Origin of the sequence: Pseudomonas sp. B6002 (genome assembly GCF_013385985.1) — a bacterium.
GTDB lineage: Bacteria > Pseudomonadota > Gammaproteobacteria > Pseudomonadales > Pseudomonadaceae > Aquipseudomonas.
This window is the reverse complement of the sequence record NZ_JACAOY010000013.1, coordinates 1-18,735: the sequence shown is the minus strand read 5'-3', so window position 1 is coordinate 18,735 and position 18,735 is coordinate 1. Positions and strand designations below refer to the sequence as shown.

14 protein-coding genes are annotated in these 18,735 nt (G+C 60.5%); 6 read left to right on the top strand and 8 right to left on the bottom strand.

Features of this window, described 5'->3' with window-relative positions:
• Positions 1–23: 23 nt before the first annotated feature.
• Positions 24–905: a hypothetical protein gene (locus HX792_RS18860; RefSeq protein ID WP_176997497.1), complete on the bottom strand. Its 882-nt coding sequence runs from the start codon at positions 903–905 to the stop codon at positions 24–26.
• A gap of 105 nt (positions 906–1,010) precedes the next feature.
• On the opposite strand from HX792_RS18860, the gene HX792_RS18855 reads away from it, so the two are divergent.
• Positions 1,011–1,925, top strand: a complete 915-nt coding sequence (locus HX792_RS18855) for a LysR family transcriptional regulator (protein ID WP_176997496.1) — start codon at positions 1,011–1,013, stop codon at positions 1,923–1,925.
• Here the strand turns inward: HX792_RS18855 and HX792_RS18850 are convergent.
• The gene (locus HX792_RS18850; RefSeq protein WP_176997495.1) at positions 1,863–3,095 is read right to left on the bottom strand and encodes an MFS transporter; all 1,233 of its coding nucleotides are present in this window, start codon (positions 3,093–3,095) and stop codon (positions 1,863–1,865) included. The two genes, HX792_RS18855 and HX792_RS18850, sit on opposite strands and share 63 nt — an antisense overlap.
• 297 nt (positions 3,096–3,392) lie before the next feature.
• On the opposite strand from HX792_RS18850, the gene HX792_RS18845 reads away from it, so the two are divergent.
• Positions 3,393–4,325: a LysR substrate-binding domain-containing protein gene (locus HX792_RS18845; RefSeq protein ID WP_176997494.1), complete on the top strand. Its 933-nt coding sequence runs from the start codon at positions 3,393–3,395 to the stop codon at positions 4,323–4,325.
• Positions 4,326–4,820: 495 nt separating this feature from the next.
• Here HX792_RS18845 and HX792_RS18840 read toward each other — a convergent pair whose 3' ends face one another.
• The gene (locus HX792_RS18840) at positions 4,821–6,125 is read right to left on the bottom strand and encodes an ATP-binding protein (RefSeq protein WP_176997493.1); all 1,305 of its coding nucleotides are present in this window, start codon (positions 6,123–6,125) and stop codon (positions 4,821–4,823) included.
• A complete protein-coding gene (locus HX792_RS18835) occupies positions 6,122–6,862 on the bottom strand; it encodes a response regulator (RefSeq protein WP_176997492.1) in 741 nt (246 codons plus the stop codon). Before HX792_RS18835 ends, HX792_RS18840 begins: the two co-directional genes overlap by 4 nt.
• A 463-nt stretch (positions 6,863–7,325) precedes the next feature.
• Here HX792_RS18835 and HX792_RS18830 point away from each other — a divergent pair, with 463 nt between their 5' ends.
• Positions 7,326–8,405: a sigma-54-dependent Fis family transcriptional regulator gene (locus HX792_RS18830; RefSeq protein WP_176997491.1), complete on the top strand. Its 1,080-nt coding sequence runs from the start codon at positions 7,326–7,328 to the stop codon at positions 8,403–8,405.
• Here the strand turns inward: HX792_RS18830 and HX792_RS18825 are convergent.
• Entirely contained in the window at positions 8,383–9,795 is a 1,413-nt protein-coding gene (locus HX792_RS18825; protein WP_176997490.1) for a PLP-dependent aminotransferase family protein, read from the bottom strand. The two genes, HX792_RS18830 and HX792_RS18825, sit on opposite strands and share 23 nt — an antisense overlap.
• A gap of 123 nt (positions 9,796–9,918) precedes the next feature.
• Here HX792_RS18825 and HX792_RS18820 point away from each other — a divergent pair, with 123 nt between their 5' ends.
• The 3 genes from HX792_RS18820 to HX792_RS18810 all read left to right on the top strand — a co-directional run bounded on the left by HX792_RS18820 (position 9,919) and on the right by HX792_RS18810 (position 12,965).
• Positions 9,919–10,551, top strand: coding sequence for a LysE family translocator (locus tag HX792_RS18820; protein ID WP_176997489.1), 633 nt, complete (start codon positions 9,919–9,921; stop codon positions 10,549–10,551).
• Between the two features lie 78 nt (positions 10,552–10,629).
• On the top strand, positions 10,630–11,688 hold the full coding sequence (locus HX792_RS18815) for a diguanylate cyclase (RefSeq protein WP_176997488.1): 1,059 nt from the start codon (positions 10,630–10,632) through the stop codon (positions 11,686–11,688).
• A 47-nt stretch (positions 11,689–11,735) separates the two neighbouring features.
• Positions 11,736–12,965 (top strand): M20/M25/M40 family metallo-hydrolase, encoded by a 1,230-nt coding sequence (locus HX792_RS18810; RefSeq protein ID WP_176997487.1) that lies wholly within the window; start codon positions 11,736–11,738, stop codon positions 12,963–12,965.
• A gap of 168 nt (positions 12,966–13,133) precedes the next feature.
• Here HX792_RS18810 and HX792_RS18805 read toward each other — a convergent pair whose 3' ends face one another.
• From HX792_RS18805 to HX792_RS18795, 3 genes are all read right to left on the bottom strand, one after another.
• Positions 13,134–13,532, bottom strand: coding sequence for a hypothetical protein (locus HX792_RS18805; protein WP_371319368.1), 399 nt, complete (start codon positions 13,530–13,532; stop codon positions 13,134–13,136).
• Positions 13,533–13,623: 91 nt separating this feature from the next.
• Entirely contained in the window at positions 13,624–13,995 is a 372-nt protein-coding gene (locus HX792_RS18800) for a hypothetical protein (RefSeq protein ID WP_176997485.1), read from the bottom strand.
• The coding region (locus HX792_RS18795) for an RHS repeat-associated core domain-containing protein (RefSeq protein ID WP_371319367.1) at positions 13,992–18,735 on the bottom strand (4,744 nt) is incomplete at its 5' end. The genes HX792_RS18795 and HX792_RS18800, both read right to left, overlap by 4 nt.

The following is an 18,735-nucleotide window of genomic DNA, read 5'->3' as shown; positions in this document are numbered from 1 at the left end:
GTTTTTTGGGGGGGAGAGGCGAATCAGTCGAGCAACTGGTCGCTGCGCACCAGGTTGCGTTCGGCTTGCAGGTGGGCTTCGGACAGGCGTCCGTAAAGCTGCTTGGTGCGCTGGGCGCGGCCGATGATTCCGGGCTTTTCCGAGTAGGCGAAGATCGCCGTGTTGCGCTCGGTGGCGCCTTGTACGCGGGTAACGCGGTGCACCGAGAAGCGGCCCTTGAAGATCTGCAGGTCGCCGGGGTTCAGCTCCAGTTCCTGCACCCGCGAGCGGTCTTCACCGCGTACCACCTGGCCCACTGCGCCGAGGTTTTCCTGGCTGCGCGAACGGATCATCGGTGCGTATTCGAACAGGCCGCCGGCCTCTGGCTTCTGGGTCATCATGCTGACGATGAATTCGTTGGTGTCGAAGTGCCAAGGCTGTTCGGTGCCTTCGGGCATCACGTTGATCACCAGCCCGGCGAACGGGTCGGCGTATTCGAAAATCTCCGGTTCATCAAGGCAGGCGCCGATAAAGCGCTTCATCATCGGCGACACGTACAGGCGGTGGATGATCGCGTCGGGGGCGATCATGTCGCGGGTCACAAAGCCGCTGGTGCGCTCCATGAATGTGCGGCGCGGGTCATCCTGGGGCAGGGAAGTGTCGTCTTCGGTGAAGTAGGCGTTGACCTTGCGCACCGAGAAGAAAGTTTTGTCTGACAGCGCCAGGCCTTCCAGACGCGCCTGTTCCAGCGCTTCGGGGCGCAGGAAGTTCTTCAGCAGGCAGCAGCCGTCTTCGGCCAGTTCGGCGCGGGCATGTTCGATCAATGCCTGTAATTGAACATGGCCCGAATCATGTATGGGATACAGCTCGGTATTAATGATGTCGCTGATATCACCGGTTTCGGCATCGGCAAGTTTAAGACTCATACACGGCTCCTGAATGAGGTTGTTGTGTTGAGTCGATAGTTGCGTAAATGAGTTTTAAGGGGAAATTACAAGTTGTGATCGAATCCATCGGCAGGGGCGATAGTTATGTCAGGCGAATTGGATGGCAGTTTACTTAAAGTGTTTGTGGCAATTATCGAGTGCCAGGGTTTCTCGGCCGCAGCCGAGCGTTTGCACAAGACCCAGTCGACGGTCAGCCAGAGCTTGCAGCGCCTGGAAGAGATCGTCGGCACGCCGTTGATCCGTCGCACCAGCCGCTCCGTCGGGCTGACCCCCGGCGGGGAAACCTTCCTGATCTACGCGCGGCAGATCCTCAAGCTGCACGGCGAGGCGGTCAGCGCGGCGCAATTGCCCAATGAACAGGTGTGCATCCACCTGGGCATGCCGGAGGACTATGCCGACTATTGCCTGGGCGGCATGCTCAAGGACTTCCAGGCGCAGTTCGCCCAGGTGCGCCCGGACATCTGTTGTGAAATGTCCACGGCGCTGGTCAGCCGCCTCAACCGCGGTGAGCTGGACCTGGTGCTGGGGGTGGAACACGCCGGCCTGCAACCCGGTGAATACCTGTGCGATGAGCCGTTGGTGTGGGTGGCGGCGCCGAGCTGGAGCTGCGTGGGGCGCCAGTCGGTGCCGCTGGCGGTGTACGCCGAGGGCTGTGCGTTTCGGGCGAATGCCGTGCAGGCGTTGGCCAGGGCAGGGCGCTCGTGGCAGGTGGTGTACACCAGCCAGAGCCCGCGCGGCATTGCAGTTGCCATCGAGCAAGGCTTGTCGGTCGGGGTGATGGCGCGGCGGCTGGTGCCGACGGGCTGGCAGATCCTGGATGAGCGCCAGGGCTTCCCGCCGATTGCGCCGGCGCGCCTGATGTATTGGCGCCCGGCCGGTTGCCAGGTGCCGGAGGTTGAGGCGTTGGTGGAGATCCTGCAGCGCCAGCTGGGGCACTCAGGGTATGTGGAGCGGCAGCGTCACGGCGAACTGTCGATGGGCCATGCGCTTGAGCATTAGCAGGCAGGCGAGCACCCAGGCGGCGATCCAGGCGTGCACCACTGCAAACTCGCCGCTGGCTTGCAGCAGCCCGCCGCACAAACTATTGGCCACAGCGCTGGCCAGGCCATAGCTGACCATGCTCAGGCTCACCACTTGCAGGCTTTGCACGGGGTTGAGGCGGGCGCTGAGGTAGGCCGCCATCAAGCCCCAGGACGGGAAGTAGAACAGCGCGAACAACCCGGCCGCGAGCCAGCCCAGCAATAGGTTGGGGTGCCATAGCAGGCCCAGCATGGCCAGGCCGAAGGCGCCGATGCTCAGTGCCAATACGCGGAGTGCGCCCCAGCGATCGGCCAACGCGCCGAGCATCAAGCCGCCAGCGGCGCCGCCGAGGCCGATCAGCGTCCACATCGAACCCGTCACCGCCGCGCTGGCGTGCAGGTGGTCGCTGACAAACGCCGACAGGAAATTCAGAAACGGCCCGCTGATGGCGCCGATAAACCCGCTAAGCAACACGATCTGCATGGCCACGGGGTGTTCCAGGCACAGGCGTAGCCACTGTTTCAACACCTGGTTGAAGGCCGGCGCTTCGGCGGTACGGGGTGCCTGCTCGGTATGCGGGGCCAATGCCCATAGCGTCAGCAGCGTGACCAACAGCGTCAGGCTGGCGCAGATCAACCAGAACTGGCGCAACGACAGGCCTTGCAACAGCGCGATCAACACGCCATTCAGGCAGATCGCAAAGGCGGCGCCCGAGGACGCCAGCCCCAGCACACGGCTGCGATGCGTGGCCGGGATGACCTCCCGCGCCAGGGCGGCGATTGCGTTCCAGTTCGACACCGCGCACGCCGACACCAGTGCCAGGCATGCCGCGAACGGCACCACCCAGGGCGTGGCGACGGCCAACGCCAGCAGTGCGGGGCTGAGGAGCATGGTCAGGCGCACCATGTTCCGCGGGCTGACCCACGCCGCCGCAATGCCGCTGGCGATGGAGGCACCCATGTAGAACAGCTGCAACAGCGCGGCAATCAGGGCGGCCTGGCTGTAGCTGAGTTCAAATACCTGGCGGATCTGCGGTAATAACGCCGAATAAAGAAAAATACTGAATCCGTGGGTGGTGGCATTGCAGGCGGTAAATATCAGTGCCAACAGGCCAATACTTCGCCGTGATGAAACAACGGTGTTCGACATGACGAGGCCCCGATTTAATAAGCGGCGAATAATGATGGGTTAGTTGTAGGGCAGACTAACTTTTGTGGTACGTCTGCGACCAATGCTTAATTGTCTTAGTGTGCATGCGTAATACGCGTGCTATTTATGCGTGAGCGACGAAATACGCTGGAAAACGACAGGGAGGGTTTTTGTCGGTTTTTCATCGCCGGCAGAGGGTGCTACCGCTGGCCCGATACAAAAAGGTATGTTGTGTGCGAATTTTCCCGCGGCGTCGTGGGATTTCGTTTTCTTGTCAGCCGCTGTCGAGTGCCCTCCATGAAACGCAAAATGCCCGGTCTCAATGCTCTCAAAGCCTTCGAAGTGGCCGGCAGTACCGGCAGCTTTACCCGGGCTGCCGAGCTGTTGAACGTGACCCAGAGCGCGGTCAGTCGCCAGGTACGGCAGTTGGAAGAACAATTGGGCGAGCACCTGCTGGAGCGCCGTCACCACCACTTGGAGCTGACCAGCGCCGGGCGCGTGCTGTTGCGGGCGTTGCACCAGTCTTTCGACAAGATCGAGCTGACGGTGCGCAGCATCCAGCAGAAAACCCACTCCAATCGCTTGCACGTGAATGCGCCGCCGACCTTTACCAGCCGCTGGCTGATGCCACGCTTGGGGCGTTTGCGCGAGGCCCATCCGGAGCTGGAACTGAGCATCACCACCTGTTTGCAGGACAGCCTGGCCCAGACCAGCACACTGGATTGCGCCATCCGTTTCGGCAATGGCGAATGGGATGGCCTGGACAGTTCACTGCTGGTGCAAGAGCGGCATATCGCGGTGTGCGCGCCGTCGTTGTACGCCCGTGAATGCAGCGATGGGGTGGACCTGAATCGCATGACCCTGCTGCACGTGTTGGCCAGCGAGGACCAGCGCTACCTCACCTGGAAACACTGGCTGGACGCGGCGCGCATTCATGGCGTGGATACCCAGGGCGGTTATGAGTTTGACCTGCTGGACCTGGCCATTCGTGCGGCTACCGATGGGTTGGGCATCACCATTGCCGACTGGCACATGGTGGCGGCGGAGTTGGCGTCCGGGCAGTTGACCCAGGTGATGAACGTGCACGTGGAAGGGCACCAATCCTATTGGCTGGTGACGCGACCGGAGCAAACGGACCTGCCGCAATTGCAGGTGTTCAGCCAGTGGTTGCAGGAAGAAATCTGGTTGGCGCAGCGCCAGTTGCAACCGTCCACCGCCGCAAGCGCCTGACCGCCCACAGATCCCTGTAGGAGCCGGCTTGCCGGCGATGCAAGCGCCCAGGTTTTTCAGGTACACCGCGTTGATGCCATCGCAGGCAAGCCAGCTCCCACATTCGACGGCATTTCAACGGATGGACCCGGTCACCTGTGGGAGTTGTCGAGCCTTGGCGGGGCTGCGAAGGCGGTGGTTCAGGCGACATCGCTATTAGCTGTGCCGCCGCTTTCGCAGGCAAGCCAGCTACCACATTCGACGGCATTTCAACGGATGGACCCGGTCACCTGTGGGAGTTGTCGAGCCTTGGCGAGGCTGCGAAGGCGGTGGTTCAGGCGACATCACTATTAGCTGTGCCGCCGCTTTCGCAGGCAAGCCAGCTCCCACATTTGACGGCATTTCAAAGGATGGACCCGGCCACCTGTGGGAGTTGTCGAGCCTTGGCGAGGCTGCGAAGGCGGTGGTTCAGGCGACATCACTATTAGCTGTGCCGCCGCTTTCGCAGGCAAGCGCCTACAGGTTGATAGTGATCTGCGCACACAACCCGCCGCCCGGGCGGTTGCTCAAGGTCAGTGAACCGCCAATCGCCACGGCCAGTTGCTGGGCAATCGCCAGCCCCAACCCGGTGCCGCCGGTGCCGCGGTTGCGTGAGCTTTCTACCCGGTAGAACGGCTGCATCACCTGTTTCAACTCGTCTTCGGCAATGCCCGGGCCGTTGTCGAGCACCTTGATCGACAACTCGCCACCCGCCGTCGAGCCCACTTCCAGTTGTGCAGAACCGGCGAACTTCAGGGCGTTGTCCACCAGGTTCACCAACACCCGGCGCAGGGCATGGGGGCGGGTGTCGAGCACCACCGCGCTCTTGCCGGTAAGGCTGACCTGTTTGTTCATGTCCTGGTAGTCGAACACCAGGCTGTCGAGGAAGGCGTCGAGGTTGATGCGGTGGCTGGCTTCGGTGGCGCCATGGACGCTGCGCGCATAGGCCACGCCTTCACGCACCAGGTGCTCCATTTCCCCGAGGTCGCTCCACAGTTTGTCGCGGTCGACCGAGTCTTCCATGAACTCGGCGCGCAGTTTCATTCGGGTGATCGGGGTTTGCAGGTCATGGGAAATCGCCGCGAGGATCTGCATGCGCTCCTTGAGGTATTCGGCAATGCGCTTTTGCATTTCGTTGAACGCCGCCGCTGCGTGGGCCACTTCGGTGGGGCCTTTTTCGTCCAGTGGCGTGGGGTGGGCGTTGGGGTCGAGGGTTTCCACGGCACGCGCCAGGCGCGTCAACGGGCGGATCGCCAGGCGCACAGCAAACCAGGTGCAGCCCAGCAACAGCGCCAGTTGCAGGATGAGCACCACCGGCAACCAGTAGGCCACGGGCTGGGCGGCGGGGCGCACGTCGAGGGTGATCGGGTTGCCGTCGGCCAGGATCAGGTGCGCCTGGAAGTGCTTCTGCTTGCCGGGGATGTCACGAAAGGTCAGGGCATAGTGCTCACCCAGCGCATCGCTGATCGAGGTGGCTGCCATGGGTACATCGTCGCTGCGCATCGGCTCGCCGGGCTCACCGGCGTTGAGCAGGTAGCGGTAGTTCTGCCGGTCCAGGCGCGGCAGCCAGCTGGCGCGTTCATTGGCGGGCAGGCGGTCGAGGATCGCCACCGAGGTGGCCACGTCGTTTTCCAGGTTGCCCAGCATCACCGTGCGCGCGCTGATGTAGCGCTCGTAGAACTGCGCGCTGAACGACAACCCGTGGGCGCACAGCAGGCTGATCAGGAAGATCAGCGACAACTGCGACGCCAGGGTACGCGGCCAGCCCCACTTGAAATTCATTGGTCAGCCCCGAGGATTTCCACCGGCAGGGAGAACACATAACCTTCGCTGCGCACGGTCTTGATGTAGGCCGGTTCCCGCGCATCATCCAGCAAGCGCTGGCGCAGGCGGCTCACCAGCAGGTCGATGGAGCGGTCGAACAGGTCGGCGTCGCGGCCTTGGGTGAGGTTGAGCAACTGGTCGCGGTTGAGCACGCGTTGCGGGTGGTCGAGGAACACCCGCAGCAGGCGGTATTCGGCACCGCTCAGGGCCACCAGCGTGTCGTCTTCGTCGAGCAGGTGGCGGGCGGTGGTGTCCAGGCGCCAACGGCCAAAACGGATCAACCGCCCGGTTTCGCTGACCACCAGGTTGGGCGGCAACATCCGCGTACGGCGCAACACGGCGTTGATGCGCGCCAGCAATTCGCGGGCGGCGAAAGGCTTGACCAAGTAATCGTCGGCGCCCATTTCCAGGCCGATGATGCGGTCGGTTTCGTCGTTGCGTGCGGTCAGCATCAGCACCGGCGTGGCCTTGTGCTTGCCCACCCGCAGCTCGCGGCACAGCTGCAAGCCGTCATCGCCGGGCATCATTATGTCCAGCACGATCAGGTCCACGGGGGTGGTGTCGAGGAAGCTGCGCATCTGCCGACCATCGGCGACCACGGTGGTGCGCATACCGTTTTTCTTCAGGTAATTACCCACCAGTTCGCGGATCTCCCGGTCGTCATCGACGATCAGGATGTGATCGACATGATCCATGCTGCCTTCCTCAATAAGTAGTCAATGGTGCGCAGTCTAGCCACTGCCCGAGGCCTTGCCTTGTGCCCTTTGTATTGCAGTGTATCTGGCGTTGGGGAGATACACGACGACGCAAAAAAGCCGATACAGAGGGGGTGTTCGGTACCTTTACGCGCTACGGACGCCATCGCTTGCAGGCGCTGGCTTGCCAGCGATGGTGGCCGCAAGATCATCGTTGTGTTCAAGGACGCGATCGCCGGCAAGCCGGCTCCTACGGGATTGATGGTGATATCCAGCCTTGCGCTGCCCCCTGTAGGAGCTGGCTTGCCAGCGATGGCGATTTCAATTTCACCACTGAGCTCAGGTGGGCTTTCGCCGATGATCATGTCGGTTATGTGCTAATGAATTTTAAGTATTTCTGGTTATAACCGGTGATGAGTACAGTTGCCCATCATTCTCCATCCTCGCCGCCGGGAAATTGTTCATGAACCGTCCCCACGGGCAGCCCACGCCGATCCTGACTTTGCCCCAGGGCGAAAAAGACCCGTTGTCGATCCGCGCCAAGGCCCTGGTATTTTCCGACCCGCGTTCGCTGCAACTGCTCGACTACCTCAAGCGCGTCGGCCCCAGCGAAGCGCCGGTGTTGATCAATGGCGAGACCGGCACCGGCAAGGAGCTGGTGGCACGCTACATCCACAGCGCCAGCGGGCGTACCGGGGCGTTTGTGCCGGTGAACTGCGGCGCCATCAGCGAAACCCTCGCCGAGAGCGAATTCTTCGGACATGAGGCCGGGGCGTTTTCCGGTGCGGTGGGCCGGCGTGGTGGCTGGTTCGAAGAGGCGCACGGCGGCACGCTGTTCCTCGATGAAATCGGCGACCTGCCGCTGCCCCTGCAGGTGAAGTTGCTGCGGGTGCTGCAGGAGCAGGAAGTGGTGCGCGTGGGCTCGCGCAAGCCGATCAAGATCGATATTCGCCTGGTAACCGCCACCAACATCGACCTGGAACAGGCCGTGGAAGCGGGCAATTTCCGCCTGGACCTGTTCTACCGCATCAACGTCGCCCAGGTGCAGGTGTTGCCCCTGCGTGAACGGCCGCTGGATATCCTGCCGCTGGTGGAACACTTCCGTCGGCTGTACAGCGCCAAGCTGAAGATTGCCGAACCGATGCTGTCTGAATCCGCCACCCAAGCCCTGCTGGATTACCCGTGGCCGGGCAACATCCGCGAGCTGGAAAACGTGGTGCACCTGGCGCTGTTGGTGGCCGGCGACAAGCCGATCATGCCCAGCCATCTCAAGTTTTCCGCCGGCCTCAGCGCGATGCACGCCAGCGTCAACAACGGCGCGCCGCGCATTCCCCAAGAGGTGATTCGCGAGCAATTGTTGCGCTTGTTCGAAGTACCAGGGGACACGCTGTTGCACGACATCGAAGACCTGATCGTGCGCGAGGCGTTCGGGTTCTGTGGCTTCAACCAGCTGCGCACCGCAGATTTGCTGGGAATTACCCGCAATGCCATGCGCACCTTGCTGGTCAACCACGGCATGCTCAAGGGCCGCGCGAAGCCTTGAGCAACAGGGCTTCAAACACCTTTTGCATCGACGGCTCATCGCTGTGGGCCACGTTGAAGCGCATCGAGTCGCGATGGGCCGGGTCATAACCGAACAGCACCCCCGGCGCGAGCACCAGTCCTTGCTTCAAGGCGTCCTGGGCCAACTGCTCGCCGTTCACCCCTTGGGGCAGGCGCGCCCAGATAAACATCCCGCCTTCATACGCCATCGGCAGCTGGCACCCACAACGCTTGAGCCATTGCTCGACACGCCCACCGGCCTCCAGCAACCGCTGCACCATGCGCTTGCGATGCTTGGCGTAACTGCCTTCGCTGAGCATGCGGTACACGATCTGCTCGAACAGCTCCGACGTAATGCCGCCGCTCATCAGCTTCATGTTGGTCAGGTTGGCCGCCAGTTGCGGTGCGGCCACCACGTAACTCACCCGCGCATTGGCGCTGAGGACCTTGGAGAAACCTGACAGGTAGGTGACCTGGTCCAGGCCGGCGAGGGCGGCCAGGCGCGGGGGAGGGTTAGGGTGCAAGTCGCCGTAGAGGTCATCCTCGATGATGTGGCATTGATACTGCCGGGTCAGTTGCAGCAGGCGAAATGCCTGGCTGGGGCTGAAGGAGTGGCCGGTGGGGTTGTGCAGCACGCCGGTGGTCAGGTACAGGCTGGGGCGATGCTCGGCCAATAGCTGTTCGAGGGCCGCGAAGTCGAAGCCGTCGGGGCGGCGCTCGAGGGTCACCACCTTGACCCCATGCAGGGCCAGGTTGGCGTGGAAGTTGAAATAGCACGGCGCGTCCAGCAACACGGTGTCGCCGGGGCGGGCGAGCAGGCGCATCAGCATGTCCAGGCCCTGCACTGTGTTGGGGGTGGTGATGATCTGTTCCACCGGCACCGACACGCCTTCAGCGTGCAGTTTCTGTTGCAGGGCCTGGCGCAACGGCAGCAGCCCGGCCGGTGTGCCCAGCCCGGCGACGCGCAACGACGGCGCGCGCACCACGCTGCGCATGGCCTGGCGGATGGCTTCGCTGTTGAGCCAGTCTTCCGGCAGGTGGCCGCCCCCGGGGCGCAGTTCGGCGCCGACGGTGGCCAGGGGGCGACGCAACACGCTGAGCAAATCCTGGGGCAGCAGGTCGACCCAGTTCGCGCTGGTCGGGCGCACGGTGTCCATCGCCACAAAGTAGCCACGGCCCTGGCTGGACGTGAGCAGGTTGCGCCCGCGCAGCCGGTCCAGCGCCTCGTTGAGGGTGAACTTGCTCACGCCCAAAACCTGAGTCAGCTCACGCACCGACGGCAACTTGCTGCCGGGGGCCCATTCGCCGTTCTGGATGGCCTGGCTGAACGCCTCGACAATCTGCTGCACTTTTGGGGTGCCTGGCGTAAAGGCAATGGCGGATACGAACATAAACCTTCCTTGCGTTTGCCGATGATTTTACCGGTAAAGTTCGGCCGGATTAGGCCTGACTTTACCTGCCTTGTGCAATGCCGTTTGCCTAGACTGCGCGCTCTCTTCCTCGGGTACATGGTCATGACAAGCGCGTTAACCCTGTCTTCGTTTCTCTACTTTTTGCTGTTTTGCTCAGCCATGACCTTCAGCCCCGGCCCCATGACCCTGATGCTGTTGAGCCTGGGGTTGCGGGACGGCTTGCGTAGTTCGATCCCGGCGCAGATCGGAGCGAGCGTGTCGTACCTGATCTCGATCCTGATCTTTGCCGTGGGCTTTTCCGAGTTGGTCCGCGGTTACCCGGTGATCACCCAGGTCATCCAGGTGGTGGGCGTGGCGTACATTCTGCACCTGGCTTACAAACAGTGGACCAGCGGCGGCATCGCGATCGACCGGATCGGCCATGTGGAGGCGGCGCGCAGCCGGTTCGGCAAAGGGCTGCTGACCGGCTTCTCCAACCCCAAGACCCTGATCATGTTCAGCGCGGTGTTCCCCCAGTTCGCCGGGAGCGGGGGGCACAGCTCGATGGTTGACATTGCGATCCTCGGGCTGACGTTCCTGGTGCTGCAGTTCATCAGCGGTTGCCTGTACTGCTATTTCGGCCAGCGCATCAAGCATGTGTTGGAAAACCCCCAACGACAGAAAATGCTGCAACGGGCGACCGCCGTGCTGCTGGTGGGCGTGGCGTTGATGCTGGCGCGTGGTCTGACGCATTGATCGGGCTTATGAGCGGTAGTGGCGATTTGACGCCCCCCTGATAGACTCCAGGCATTCATCAAGGATCACACCCTCACCATGACGGCTGCCGGAGGAAATGGACTTCCGCTCGCTTCACGGTTGTACAAGTCGCGCACACTGGGGCTGACGCTCGGTTTTGTGTGCGTGGCGTTTGGCATGTACCCGTTGCATCCGCCTGCCTGGGTCTGGGTGTGGATGGTGATCAACGCGTTTGTCTGGCCACACCTGGCGTTCCGCCTGTCGCTGCGCGCCGCCCATGCGTTGCGCAGTGAGCGTCGCAACTTGCTGTTCGATTCGTTCTGCGGCGGGTTCTGGGTGGGGGCGATGCACTTCAACCCGCTGCCCAGCGTGACGACCCTGTCGATGATGACCATGAACAACGTCGCCATCGGCGGGCCGCGCTTCATGCTTGCCGGCTGGGTGGCACAGGCGTTGGGGATGGGTACATCGTTGCTGCTCTTTACTCCGGCTTTCATCGCCGTCACCACTTCGGCACAGCTCTATGCGTGCCTGCCGATCCTGATGGTGTATCCCCTGGCGCTGGGGTGGATCTGCTACCGCCAGGCCGTGACCCTGGCCCGGCACAAACGCGAGTTGCTGGCCCTGAGCCGTACCGACAGCCTGTCCGGCCTGCTCAACCACGGCGCGTGGAAAGACCACCTTGAAATCGAATTCCAACGCTGCCGTCGCGGCCCCGCAGGCGCTGCGATTGCGCTGATCGACATCGACCACTTCAAGGTCATCAACGACACCTACGGCCACGTGACCGGCGACATCGTGCTGCGCCAGCTCAGCAAGGTATTGCGCCAGAACCTGCGCGCCACCGACCTGGCCGGGCGTTATGGCGGTGATGAATTTTGCGTGATCCTGCCGGACATGCCGCTCAACCGCGCCACCGAAGTGATGGACGCCTTGCGTGATCGCTTCAACGCGTTGGCCTATGCGCAGGACCCGACGTTGCGCGTGAGTTTGAGCATCGGCCTGGCGCCCTACCAGGCGCACCACGCCGATTCCACCAGTTGGCTCAACGACGCCGACCAGGCGTTGTACGAAGCCAAGAGCAGCGGGCGCAACCGGGTCAGTTCGGTACAGGGGAGTTGGTTACGGTCGGTTTAGTGGGGTAGGGTGTTGCGGCACCTCATCACAAAAACAAGGATCGGTTCATGCTCTTCACCTTCTCCCGTACCCTGCTGGCCGCCACCCTGGCGTTGTCCTTTGCCGTGCCAGCCTACAGCGCCGAACCCCACAAACAGATCCAGGCACAGGCCGAGCAGTACAAGCCCGACGCCCTGAAACTGCTGGAACGTTTGGTGAATATCGATTCCGGTTCTGGCTACGAGCCAGGCCTGACCCAAGTGCGTGACATTGCCGTCGACGAGCTGAAGCAACTGGGTTTTTCCATTGAGCTGGTGCCGGACAAAGCGGCCAACAATAGCCATGTGATCGCCACCCTCAAGGGCACCGGCAAAGCCAGGATCCTGCTCATGGCCCACATGGACACCGTGTTCAAGGAAGGCTCCGCCGCCGAGCGCCCGTTCCACATCAAGGACGGTCGCGCCTATGGGCCGGGCGTGATGGATGACAAGGGCGGCATCGTCGCCGGCATCTACGCGCTCAAAGTGCTCAAGGATCAAGGCTTCAAGGACTACGCTCAGATCACCTTCCTGCTCGACGCCAGCGAAGAAACCGGTTCTGACACCGCCTCCGACCTCATCCGCAAAACCGCCAAGGGCCACGACGTGACCCTCAACCTGGAACCCGGCCGCCCAGCCGATGGTTTGGTCGTGTGGCGCAAAGGCAGCGCGACCGCCGTGGTCGAAGTCAAAGGCAAGGCCGCTCACGCCGGCGTCGCGCCAGAGCTGGGCCGTAACGCCGCAATGGAAGCTGCCCATCAGATACTGCAACTGGGTAAGCTCGGGGATGAAGAGAAGAAAACCACCATCAACTTCACCGTGCTCAAGGCGGGCGACCGGGTCAACGTGATCCCTGATCAAGCCACTGCCAAGGCCGACGTGCGCGCGGCGTTGCCGGAAGAATTCGACCGTATCGAGAAAGACCTGGCGCGGGTATCGGCCAACAAGCTGATCCCGGAAACCGAAGTGAAGACGTCGTTGCAGCGCGGCCTGCCGCCGATGCCACAGACGCCTGAGTCGGACAAGCTGGTGGCGATTGCCCAGGGGATTTATGGCGAGTTGGGCAAGAAACTCACGGTTGAAGGCAGCGGCGGCGCGGCGGATGCCAGCCTGTCAGCCGGGGTCGGGACGCCGACGTTGGATGGGTTTGGGATTGTGGGTGGCAACATCCATACGCCAGAGGAATATGCGGAAGTGGAAAGTGTGGCACCGCGTATCTACCTGCTGAGCCGGATGATCATGGAGCTGAGCAAACGCTAGTCCTTGTAGTGAGCAGGCTTGCCCTGCGCTGGGTTGCGAAGCAGCCCTAATCCATCCACGCAAATCTGCCTGAAGAAATGCGGCGTCTGGGTTGGGGCTGCTTTGCGGCCCGGCGCGAGCAAGCTCGCTCACTACAGGGGGTGTGGATTACGTTTGCTGGTATGGGGGTTACCACGTTGATGGGTCTTCAAGACTGGCTTTTTGGAGGTCGTCTTTCCAGACCTCATTGGCGAGTCGGTAGATGTCGGCGAAGAAGCCTCGGGGGTCGATGATTTCGGTTTCGTCCCAAGCCATGGTTGTGTGTTCATCGTAGTTGCTCTCGAACTCTTTAGAGAAAATATAGTCTGGACTATTTAGTGCGTCTTTAAGCAAGGAGATCAGGACGTATCTATGTCTGTAGGATAGGTATAACAGCTCTTTTAAAATAAACTCTCTAATTATTATTTTCCGCTGTTCAGCATTGTTAGGGTCGTACTTCCATAGGGCCGCACCTTTGGTTTCTTCAAGGTCGTATATCGATAGTGCCCCTAATACGTGCGAAATTCTGGGGATGTATGGAGCTTTCATGAAGGGGCATTTCAGCATTGGATGCTCACGTGGGAAAGTGGCAAGTGATCGAGTCAGGATGTTTATTTAATGCTTGAAAGATTTAATGTTTTTATTTTATTGTCCCTGATTGAATTTTTGCCTCGCTGCTGTAGCGCTTGAGGCTTTCAAGCAGTACTTTCATGAATTGTCTTTTGTCCGTTATTTCATCTTCAAAGTATGTGTCGAACAGATAAAATACGGCCTCAAAGTCATCGCCTTTTGAAAGGTATAGTTCAATGGTATCTATAAACCAAATCTGTTCATCCTCTCTGTATGAGAGGAATTCCGGCTTTGTTAAAATATTGAAAAGCTCTGAGAGCTCAGTCTCACTGTTGACGTTTTTTGAAACTATGATTTCTTCTCGCTCTAAATTTTTGTTGTTTTCCGTGCAATATGTGAACAAAAGGCCTTTGAGTATTTCGAGATTTGGTTTGTTTTTCATTTGTCAAATTCTGCATGCGCTGTAATTGGGTATCCGTCGCTATTTAAGTGTACGGTGGCCTTGGCTTGTCTTCCATATTCTAATCCGTCTCTCTTATAACCTTCGCCGATAATTTTCCCCATGTCCATTGGTATCGGAGCCTGCGCTCGGCCATTTAGTTTAAATATCAAAATTGCCCGTTCAATTGCATTAAATTGATCTCTGTGGCTAAGGAAGTGCGTGGCAGCACTTGGCGGTCTTGGCAGGCCCGCTCTCCTTCCTGTATCGAAAATCTCGATTTCGCCGGTTGTCGGGTTTTTAGCCGTTATTACGCGCTCAAGCTGGGATTCTAATGATGTTTGAGCTCCATGTTTTTCCAAGAAGTGTGCATCAGGTATGGCCTTTTCAAGCTCGTCTAGACGCCTATAGGCGTTAGCCTCAGCAAGCTCATCAATTCTTGCCTGTCGCTGCGCACGCGTCAGTTGCGGTAGCGCAGGTTCTCCGTGATTAACACTTTCCGTGGGAGATGGATTTGTGGTGCTTGGCTTGCAGCCATCGCCTCCAGGACATGTGCTTAAACCTAACGGATCTACCCACCCCGTAGGATTCGGCACGTACTGATAGGCATTGATCCCACCCGCCAACTTCACCGGGTCCGGCGTCAGGTAACGACCAATATCCGGATTGTAGTAGCGATGGCGGTTGTAGTGCAGCCCGCTTTCCTGATCGAAGTATTGGCCCTGAAAGCGCAGCGGGTTGTCGATTTTTCCGACGTCCAGACGGCTGATTTCGCCATAGGCGCGGTAGTGGGCGGACCAGACGATTTCACCGTTGGGGGCGGTCAACTCCTGTGGTGTTCCAAGGTGATCCAGTTGGTAGTGGAAGGGCTTGGTTTGTTTGGGGCCGAAGCCTTCCAGCAAAGCCAGCAGCCTGAAGCTACCGGGTTCGTAGAGGTAGCTGCGATGCCGGTCCTTGTGATGCTCGGCAATCAGCTTGTCGCCTTGCCAAAAGAACTCCGTGGTTATGTCATCTACGGTTTTGCTGATCCGCCGCCCAAACGGATCGTAACGGTAGCTAGCAGTCTGTCCGTTGGGTTGCGTGATACCGATCAGCCGATGCTGACAGTCATAACGGTATTCGGTGACCAGTGCGTGCCCACGCCCACGCCGCTCACGGATCAGATTGCCGAAAGCGTCATAGTCGTAATGCCGGTCCCCCTGGATCATCAGCCGATTACCCGCCACGATGTCCGGGCCGGGGCGGTTTTGCATGAGCAGGTTGCCGGCCGGGTCGTGGGCGAAGCGTTCTTGCAGGTCCTGGGAATGGTCGGCGCGGGTGAGGCGGTTCAGTGGGTCGTAGGTGTAGTCGTGCTGGCCCTTGCGGGTGTCGAGCAGGCGGGTGAGGTTGCCGGACTTGTCGTAGGTGTAGTGGCGTGCGTAGAGGTGATGTTCCTGCTGGGTGACGGTGTGGGCGTGCAGGCGTTGTTGATCGTCGTAGTGGTAGTGACTGAGCAGTTGGCCTTGTTGGCGTTGGTGTTCCTGGCCGGCTTTGAACAGGTGGGAGGTGAGGATTTCGCCATTGAGCTCGACGGTGGCGAGGTGGCCGCCTTTGGCGTGATTGAAGACCAGGCGGTTGTTGTCGGGCAGGCGCAGGTTTTGCAACTGGCCGCAGGCGTCGTAGCCGTAGCGCAAGGTGCCCCAGCCCTGGTGTTCGGCGGTGAGGCGGTTTTGGCTGTCGTACTCGTAAGCCAGCGCCCAGTGACCGTCTTCGACGCCGAGGAGGTTGCCCTGGCGGTCGTAGGTGTAGTCGACGGTTTTGCCGTCGGGGAGGGTTTTTCGTACAAGGCGGCCGGCAGGATCGCGCTCATAGCGGGTGACTAGCTGACTGCCGTCGTCACCGTGTTCGGTCTTTTCCTGCAGGTTGCCGTTGAGGTCGTAGACGTAGGCCGTGCGTTGGCCATCAAACCCTATCTCTTGCTGGATCAGGCCATTGGGGTAGTACTGCAATCCATAGGTTTCACCGACTTCATTTTCGATTTCAGTCAGCAACAACCGCGCATTGTCGTAGCGATACTTGACCTGGGTGCCGTCGGAATTAATACGACGGCTGATCAGGTGCAGCCCATCGGCATACTCGTAACGAGTAACGCGGCCTAACTCATCCCGCTCAGAGGTGATTTTTCCGTAAGGGTTGTAGCTGTATTCCCTACAAGCTCCCCCCGGCAACACCACCCGAACCAAGCGCCCCACGCTGTCCCACTGATACTGGGTCAGCGCGCCATGTTCATCCTCCCGCGCCACCTGGCGGCCAAGGTCGTCATAGCGATACCGCTTGATCCCGCCCTCCGGCAGATGCTCCTCAAGCAGCTGCCCCCGCTCATTCCACACCAGCCGCTGACAACTGTTATCCGGGAACCAAACCCTCGTCAGCTGCCCATATTTGTTGTAGCTGTAGTCGGTGCTGTGGCCCTCAGGATCAATCCTGCGGGTGATATCGCCCCTGTCATTTCGCTCATATTTCCAGACCGCCTGACCGCGCCTTACAACCCGTACGAACCCATTGTCATGCTCGTAGGAGGTCGGCTCATCGTCCCCCGGAAACAGCGCCACCAAACGTCCAGCGTCGTCGTACTGATAGGCCGTGATCGCGCCCAGTGGGTCCTGCTCAACCGTCAGCCGGCCTTTGTCATCGTAGGATTTGAAGTGCTCGGCACCGTCCGGATCAACACGCTGCACCAGCCGCGCACGCCCGTCATGCACATAGACTTCCTGGCTGCCATCGGCGTTAAACACCGTGACCTGCCCGTTGTCATCCCAGGCATACCGGGTGTCCATCTGCGAAAAGCTGGCCCAGTGCCGAACACAGCGCGCCGCCTTGCCAGACCTTTCCCACTCCCAGAAGAAACTCGCCCCACCGGCCAACTGGCGTTCAAGAATGACGTGCTGATCGTCGTAGCGATAAACCTCGCTTTCACCGACAGCGTTAGTCGCACACACAAGTCGGCCAAGGTCGTCATAGGCGTAGGAAACAACGGTGTACTCGGTAACCCAGACAAACTCACCCGGCCCTTCAGCCCGGTGAATCTGGTAGTCCACACCCACGATGCGGCCAGACGAATAGCGCAAAAACAGCGACCGCCCGACGCCGTTATCCACCCGCTCAATACGCCCCCTGAAATCCCGGGAAATACGCAGCCGGTTGTCATACGCATCGCTGATCGCTGTCAGAAAACCATTAACGAAATGGTAGAAACGCGAGCCTTGCGCCAGCACTAATTCATCGGGCAAGGCCCCCAGATAAATCGCCGCTTCGGCCAAGCTGTTGGTGATCGCGGGGCGAGCGGCAGTGGGCAGCGGAAACTCTGTCGAGCGGTTCTCATGATCCGTCCACACCACCGAGTCGCCGGAAACAACCAGCCGATGCGCCAGCGCATGACTCCAACCAAACCCCAACCCACAATCCACTTCCACAGCGCTGGTGCGATACAGCCGCGTCCACTCAAACGGCAACATCCCATCGAGCGTGCCATCGGTGAGGGTGAGCAATTCCTCGCCCGTAACCATCGACACCGGGCAGCCGTTCTTGCACGTAGTCGCCGAACACGTCGCCGCATCGCCGTTCTGGTTTTTCCCCGACGCAGGCACGTCATCCACATGCTCTTTCTGCTTCAACACCGCGTTCTGCCGAGCCCGCCAGCGCATCTGCATCGTGCCTTGTTTCAGCCCGCCGACCACGCCGCGAACCGCCACGGCCTTGTAGCGATCCACCGCGTGCATGAACTTCGTCAAAATCGCCAAAAGGCTCTTAACAAAACCCACCGCCGCATCAAGGATCTGCGCGCCGTACTTGACCAGGCGCAACCCCAGGTAAGCCACGCCCGCCGCGGGTAATGCGATGGTCAAGACCGCGCCAATCACCAGATCAATCAACAACGACACCGCCAACCCGGCTGCCTTCTCGGCCATCTCGCCGGGGGGCAGCGCGTCGAGCCAGAGCATCGCCGTGCGCAGCATCAGGTACAGCGCCGCCTCGTCACTGGCCAGCAGCATGGCCTGCTCCATGACCCTGGGCGTGTCGGTGGCCAATTGCGCCAACTTGGCGGCCTGATCGCCCAGCTGCTCGGCGAACTTGAGCGGGTCTTCAAGAATCGCCTGGACCCGCTTGATGCTGTCCCACACCTCTTTGATCGCCGCCCAACTGCCAGCCAAAACACCGCTGCCAATGGCGCTGGCGGTCGAGCGTTCCCAGTGCGGCTTGAACCCAGACCATTGCGACCGCAGCCACTGTTCCAGGTCAGCCGTCAGCCCCGCGTAAGAGGCAAACAGCGCCTCCACCTGTTCCTCGGAAACGCTCCCTCGCACCCGCACCTGATAGCGCTTGCCCGCCGCGCAGTGGTGTGAGCCTTTGCCGTGTTCATCGAGCATGACCACGGTGGAGGTGCCGTCATCGAGCCCGATTACCTCAACCGGGATGTTGCCGATCGGCACGTCATACACCGATTCGAACAGGCTCTCGATGTTCAGCTCGCCGCCCAGCGAGCAATGGGTGACGGTCGAAAAATCGGCATCGGACACACTCACCGAGATCTGCGAATCACCCACCCGCAACACCCGCTCCATGCCCAACAGCGAAGGCAAATCAGCGGCATGGCTGGCTGAATCCAACGCCTGCGCGTACCAGGTGCCCATCTGCTGGCGATACTCCGCCAGGCTCTGATGGAAGCCATCCAGCTCGTGTTCGATAAACGCTATGTGGGAGTCG

What these genes read in the sequence shown, in the direction of transcription:
- HX792_RS18810 (WP_176997487.1), top strand. Translation starts at nt 11,736, where the DNA reads ATGCTCTTCACCTTCTCCCGTACCCTGCTGGCCGCCACCCTGGCGTTG.
- HX792_RS18830 (WP_176997491.1), top strand. Translation starts at nt 7,326, where the DNA reads ATGAACCGTCCCCACGGGCAGCCCACGCCGATCCTGACTTTGCCCCAG.
- HX792_RS18820 (WP_176997489.1), top strand. Translation starts at nt 9,919, where the DNA reads ATGACAAGCGCGTTAACCCTGTCTTCGTTTCTCTACTTTTTGCTGTTT.
- HX792_RS18855 (WP_176997496.1), top strand. Translation starts at nt 1,011, where the DNA reads ATGTCAGGCGAATTGGATGGCAGTTTACTTAAAGTGTTTGTGGCAATT.
- HX792_RS18840 (WP_176997493.1), bottom strand. Translation starts at nt 6,125, where the DNA reads ATGAATTTCAAGTGGGGCTGGCCGCGTACCCTGGCGTCGCAGTTGTCG.
- HX792_RS18815 (WP_176997488.1), top strand. Translation starts at nt 10,630, where the DNA reads ATGACGGCTGCCGGAGGAAATGGACTTCCGCTCGCTTCACGGTTGTAC.
- HX792_RS18845 (WP_176997494.1), top strand. Translation starts at nt 3,393, where the DNA reads ATGAAACGCAAAATGCCCGGTCTCAATGCTCTCAAAGCCTTCGAAGTG.
- HX792_RS18805 (WP_371319368.1), bottom strand. Translation starts at nt 13,532, where the DNA reads ATGAAAGCTCCATACATCCCCAGAATTTCGCACGTATTAGGGGCACTA.
- HX792_RS18825 (WP_176997490.1), bottom strand. Translation starts at nt 9,795, where the DNA reads ATGTTCGTATCCGCCATTGCCTTTACGCCAGGCACCCCAAAAGTGCAG.
- HX792_RS18800 (WP_176997485.1), bottom strand. Translation starts at nt 13,995, where the DNA reads ATGAAAAACAAACCAAATCTCGAAATACTCAAAGGCCTTTTGTTCACA.
- HX792_RS18835 (WP_176997492.1), bottom strand. Translation starts at nt 6,862, where the DNA reads ATGGATCATGTCGATCACATCCTGATCGTCGATGACGACCGGGAGATC.
- HX792_RS18860 (WP_176997497.1), bottom strand. Translation starts at nt 905, where the DNA reads ATGAGTCTTAAACTTGCCGATGCCGAAACCGGTGATATCAGCGACATC.
- HX792_RS18850 (WP_176997495.1), bottom strand. Translation starts at nt 3,095, where the DNA reads ATGTCGAACACCGTTGTTTCATCACGGCGAAGTATTGGCCTGTTGGCA.